The 5220-nt window shown below is 43.5% G+C and carries 7 protein-coding genes; 1 reads left to right on the forward strand and 6 read right to left on the reverse strand.

Features of this window, described 5'->3' with window-relative positions; genetic code table 11:
- The 4 genes from QVO88_RS11165 to QVO88_RS11180 all read right to left on the reverse strand — a co-directional run.
- Window positions 1-652 (reverse strand): N-6 DNA methylase (locus QVO88_RS11165; protein ID WP_288178030.1); only part of this gene is annotated, 652 nt, incomplete at its 3' end.
- Between the two features lie 21 nt (window positions 653-673).
- Window positions 674-1669 carry a DUF3102 domain-containing protein gene (locus tag QVO88_RS11170; protein ID WP_022288537.1) on the reverse strand — a complete coding sequence of 332 codons (996 nt, stop codon included), beginning with the start codon at window positions 1667-1669 and terminating at the stop codon, window positions 674-676.
- Window positions 1670-1720: 51 nt separating this feature from the next.
- Window positions 1721-2236, reverse strand: a complete 516-nt coding sequence (locus QVO88_RS11175) for a hypothetical protein (RefSeq protein WP_022288538.1) — start codon at window positions 2234-2236, stop codon at window positions 1721-1723.
- An 11-nt stretch (window positions 2237-2247) separates the two neighbouring features.
- Window positions 2248-3207 carry a PcfJ domain-containing protein gene (locus tag QVO88_RS11180; RefSeq protein WP_288178031.1) on the reverse strand — a complete coding sequence of 320 codons (960 nt, stop codon included), beginning with the start codon at window positions 3205-3207 and terminating at the stop codon, window positions 2248-2250.
- 477 nt (window positions 3208-3684) lie between these two features.
- Between QVO88_RS11180 and QVO88_RS11185 the strand changes: the two genes are divergently transcribed.
- Entirely contained in the window at window positions 3685-3930 is a 246-nt protein-coding gene (locus tag QVO88_RS11185) for a hypothetical protein (protein WP_288178032.1), read from the forward strand.
- Between the two features lie 43 nt (window positions 3931-3973).
- On the opposite strand, the gene QVO88_RS11190 is transcribed toward QVO88_RS11185, so the two are convergent.
- Complete coding sequence (locus QVO88_RS11190) at window positions 3974-4369, reverse strand: hypothetical protein (RefSeq protein ID WP_022288540.1); 396 nt, start codon at window positions 4367-4369, stop codon at window positions 3974-3976.
- Complete coding sequence (locus QVO88_RS11195) at window positions 4362-4997, reverse strand: ASCH/PUA domain-containing protein (protein WP_022288541.1); 636 nt, start codon at window positions 4995-4997, stop codon at window positions 4362-4364. The genes QVO88_RS11190 and QVO88_RS11195 overlap by 8 nt, the downstream gene beginning before the upstream one ends.
- Window positions 4998-5220: the final 223 nt, after the last annotated feature.

The following is a 5220-nucleotide window of genomic DNA, read 5'->3' on the forward strand; positions in this document are numbered from 1 at the left end:
CCACGTCCGACAGCCTCGACAAGCCGTCAAGTACAAACGCATAGTCACTAGCCTTAGCAGGTGCAAGGTCATAGCCTTCAAAGCGTGGGTCTGACTTTGGCTCCCATTTCAGTGAATAAGGTGGGTTTGATATGACAACGTCCGTTGCATTCTCCTCATACGTATCAACAACTTCTATGTCGCTGAACTCGTCCGATTTGCTCAGCTTATAGACTTTCTGCACTTCGTTGAGTAGGACGTTTTTTTGCAGAACCACAGCATTCTTATTTCTCAACGCAAGATTGAGAAGTAGCACAGGGATACTCATTTGCGATAATTCTTCGCATTGAAAGACGCTATCCCTATCCATACCAACCGACAGTGCGCCAGTTCCTGCACATATATCAATTATCTTTTCTGACTTTGGCGCAAGATTAGAAATCAACTTGCACAGACAATCTGGCGTATAATCCTGCTTTAGATTATTGCGGTTTGCGTTATTCTCTTGAAAATAGTCACGCAGGCAATCGTTATTGCCGTTGAAACCTTGCTTGACAAATTCCTTACATAGCTTGTCTTTTTCAACTTTGTCAAGAAGTTTCGCAAGAAGTGCCTGCGGAAGTTCAAAGCTTTCTTTTATGCCGAATAGCTGATTGATTATTTCTGTTGTCATCTATGTCTCGCTTTCAAAACATTACCCCTCAAGGTCATCAGCCGCCTGTCTGAGCCACTTGCTTGTGACAGTGATAAACTTTTCCTTGGTCTGCGGGTCTTCAATATCATTGATTTTTTCAATAAATTCTGTAAGCCCTTTCTGAACGTTTTCAAAGATGATCTTCAGCGCAACCCTTGCTTCGTTTGTATTGCCTGACTTCAATTTCTTTTCCAGCTCTGCCTTGGCGTGGTCCGCTTCTTCTGCCTCAGCCTTAGCCTTGCTGAGGGCGGTCTCATACTTAGCTACGGCTTCCTTAACTGCATTGTCACGTTCTGTCTGCGCTTCTTTAAGAGCGTTATCTTTTTCAGCTTCTGCCGCCTTCACGGCTTCACGGCTTGACTTCTTCAGCGCATTCAGCTCTTTCATGTGCTCAGCGTGAAGCTCCTGGCTGACAGACAGCCTTATCTTGTCAATTTCTTCTTCGTCGAGGTCTCTCTTAACTACCTCGATAGGCTTGTCCTCGGCCTGCTTAAGCTTTTCTCTCAGTTCTTCAATCTCAGCTCTGAGGGATTCGGCACTTTCTGTCTGCTCCTTTTTCTCCTCCTCAAGGAATGTCAGCTGCTCGCCTAACGCCTGCTTCTCCTTGATTAACTTTTTGACTTCTTCAACTGTCATTCCGCCGAGGTCATGTGTGTCAGCGAATTCTTCACGCTCATACTCTGGAAGCTTGGAGAGAAGTTCAAGCTTTGTCACGCCAATGCTTGCGTGCTCTTCGAGAAACTTTGTACTGTTGTCCTCATAGAGTTTGATATAGGTATACGCCTGACGCTCTTTGAATGTGTAATCGCCATTGCTTTCAAGATAGTTTTTGAAAGACTCATAGCCAAGTGCTATGTAGATCTTATAGTCTCTGATATTTTTCAGTGACCTGCCCATTTCTACGATAGCCGTTGCGGCTGTTCTGTAGCATTCACATATGTGCTGATGTTCTGCCATAGCCGTTTTCATAGATACTGTAATTTCTGTGTTTTCCATTGCGTTTCCTCCTATTTTGGTTAGTTATTCAGTGGGTATAAGCTGCACCTGTCAGTGCAATGTGAGATTATCAGCATTAAACAAACAAACTGGGGCGATTCCGTAACTGTTGTCTGCATAGCCGTAGCTGATAGCACCTACCGGGGAGACGTAACGCACGGCGTGATCGTAGCTGGTGTCGCACCTCCACGGAGTAAGCGTCCACATACACCCTTCAAAGAGCGGCACATAATCTCTATACTTGCGGTACTGGTCGCAAGTGAGCAGCGTTATATAATCTTCACAAATGCCGTAAGCTTTGTCGCCGTTATCTGCGACAAGGTCAGACGTTTGCTTTACAAGATGTTTCGTATCAAAGTGTTCCTCAAGCACATCTTCATTGAGAAAGCGCCGGAGAGTGGATTTCTCCCAGTTGTTGCAGCCGTCCTCGTATTCTTCGTTAAAAAGCTTTTCGCACCAACAATCAGCCGTTATCGCTAAGTAGTTGCCGTCGATAATGTCGAGGCATATAAAACGTATACCATTATATACGAACTCCTCACCGGGTCTTAGTTTGATCTCATTCATTGTAATTCCTCCTAGCTTGCTTTTCTCCTCTTATTCTGCTTCTTCTGACTATTCAGCCACTCTTGGAAGTTGACTTCAAACGCCTTGATTATTTCAGGCTTTTCAAGCTTCTTGCCCGTTAAGGGGTCTTTGGCTTGTTCATTCTTAAATCCGTGGCATTGCACGATATGGTCAGCATTGTCTATTTCAATCGTAAACCATGACTTATCAAGGTCAGACGGCTTTCTGATGAATAGAATTGTCGTGGCGCCGTTGCAATGCCTTGAAGCATAGCCGCCGACGCATATTTGCAATTTCTTTCCCTCTTTGATGATGCTTTCGGCATTCTTTGGCACGACCAGTTGAATGCCTGGATAGCTATAGCCCTTATATTTTTTGCAAAGCTTCTTGTATCTGGGCTTATAGACTTCCTCACGCTCGGCGGCTTCTTTTCTCTTGCGTTCAACTTCCATGAAGTTGAAGTTCTCAACTGCATTATCATGCGCTTCATTCAGCTCTCTCGGAAATGCTATGTTTTTTAATGAAAAATCATATCCGATTTTCAGCCCTATGTTAGCATAGTCATCATACAGTCGCACAAGACGACTTAATTCAGCGTGATCGTCTTGGCAACGATCTTCCTCTGAAGCGTGTTTCATGATGCGCTTGAGGTATTCGAGCACCTGCTCAGGGTCAACGCCCGCTTTTTCAATGCTAGTGCAGTAATCAGTAATATAGCTGTACATTCGGCAGTAGAAAATGTCTTTCTTCTTACCTTTGCGCTTGAAGTCCTGATACACCTCTATAACTCTTGCCGGCGTGTGATTTTCAAGAAATGCTTTCACTTCATTCAGCGTTAGATGCTTGAAGAATTTTTTCGGCGATGTTGCATTCCAGTTCAATATCTTATAATTTTTCTTGTTACGCCAAAGCAGATCCTGCACCATGGTGTCACAGTTCATTTTAACCGCCATTTCAAGTATCGGATACATAGCGTATGCGGTATAATAACGTTCTTGGTCATACTCTCTTATGTAGTGGCGACAACAGTAGCAATCAAAGCCTGAATACTTTAAGAATGTATCCTTAATTATATTCTTATATAGGTATACTTGTCTGTGATCAGCGAATCCGTTATTGAATGTACTGCACATTTTCCTCTTCATAGGCTCTATCATATAACACCAGCCGTTTCGACGGAATGAGGCATGCGAATGATAAACCTCAGCACTGCCTTTTCGCAGGACGTAAAGCTTTTGGAAATCGACCCAAAGATTGGGGATCCTGTCGAAGTCCTCCGTTCCGTATTCGTTATAGTCTTTATGAATCGTCGCCGCATATATATATACCACTTCTTCAACGGCTTTATATATGACGAAATCAACTACTTCATTTAATTGAACTTGCTTATATCCTGCCGCTTTATATTTGGCTTTCACACCGCAACATGGGCAGGTACCCAAATAGTTATGCCTGATGATATTATCATCAGTGTGGTATATATCACCATAATCATTACTATTGACCTTAAATTCGTGATTGCAGGACGTACAGAAACAGGTATAGCGCCCTTGGCTAGTCCTGCGGTAAAAGATATAGGGCGTAAAGTGACGATTAATCTCGGCACAATCGTCAACGTTGAGGGGCGGGAAGCCCTCAACGTCTTCTTTCTGGACATGGGTGAGACAGTCTGTGAATATAGGCTTATATACTAATGACTGTTCTTTGTTATTGTTTATCCACACTTTCAATCACCTCTCAGAAAAGGTCATCAAAAGAAACTGTGATCGACTTGCGTTTCTGCTCAGGCGCTTCCTTGTTGACACTACCGCAGAGGTCTATATCCATGTGATAGCGTATCTTACAGCCAGGGAAGAAAAAGCCCGCTGCGGTCTCATAAGTCTTGAAGTCTGATAGTGCAAAGTTGCTATCCTTAATTGCTTTGTAAACTTCTTCAAAACACTTCTGAAGTGTGCCGCCCTGAGCGACCGCCTGTGCGAACTCCTCGTCTTGCTTGACAAAACTTTCAAGAGCGTCTATGACAGGCTGAATGATAGTACTCAGCACTGTGTTCGCCGATGCTCCACCGCTAAGCTTAACGTCCTCTCGTTCGTCTGTGAGTTTCTTCAACGCCTGCTCTCTGTAGCTAGTCATATCTCTTTACCTCCTCTATTCCGAATGCAACATATCCATTCTTCAACCCCCAACCACTTAGGACATATGTTATCCTATATCTGCGGTTTGATATCACATGAATAGCAGGATGTCCGTTACTTACTGGAATGAATTCAATCGTGTCTCCAGGCTGAAAGCCTCTGTCATTTTTACGAATTTCAAAACACTTCTTACCTGTGACAACTGCTTCACAGAAGCATTCTTCCAGCTTCAAGGTATGCGTTGTTGGTTTTTCCAAGAATTCTATCTGTTCTTCTGGGATAAGATTGCTGTTTGAATTAAGCGGTTGGTAATCTTTTTGGAAATAGAAATCTGCGAATTCCTCTATCTCATAGCCGCATCTCTTATAGTAGCCCAGCCTTTGATAATGCAGTCCCCTTTGTGCGGAAACGCTATTGTCATGTACTATGCACGTATCATATGCGCAGTCCGGCCAAAGATTGAGCTTATCAACTTCTTTGCCGGTGCACCATGTAAGCCCCTGCGCCTTGCATTCTTTCATAAAGTTATCGTATTCTTCCTGAGTCTTGACGTGAACAGCTATGTTCTCATACTTAAATTTTCTCCAATCAAATGTTGGTTTCTGATTATTTGAATTCATCTGCATTATAATCCTCCGTTCTGGTTTTGAAGAACTTGCAGCGTGTGCAAGTTTCTTGCGCTGGCTTCTCGACTAGCGCCATACACTCTTGTCTTATGCTATTATAAAAAATACATGGGCCTGCGTTATGCCTTGGCGGGGGCGATTTGTAATTCAGTCGCTTTCTGGCGCCTGCAAGTTCAGCATTATAGCATAGCAGGTCAACGTCTGTTATAATCGGCATTTACTC

Origin of the sequence: Ruminococcus sp. CAG:57, from assembly GCF_000435935.1 — a bacterium.
In the GTDB taxonomy this organism is placed as follows: Bacteria; Bacillota; Clostridia; order Oscillospirales; family Ruminococcaceae; genus Hominimerdicola; species Hominimerdicola aceti.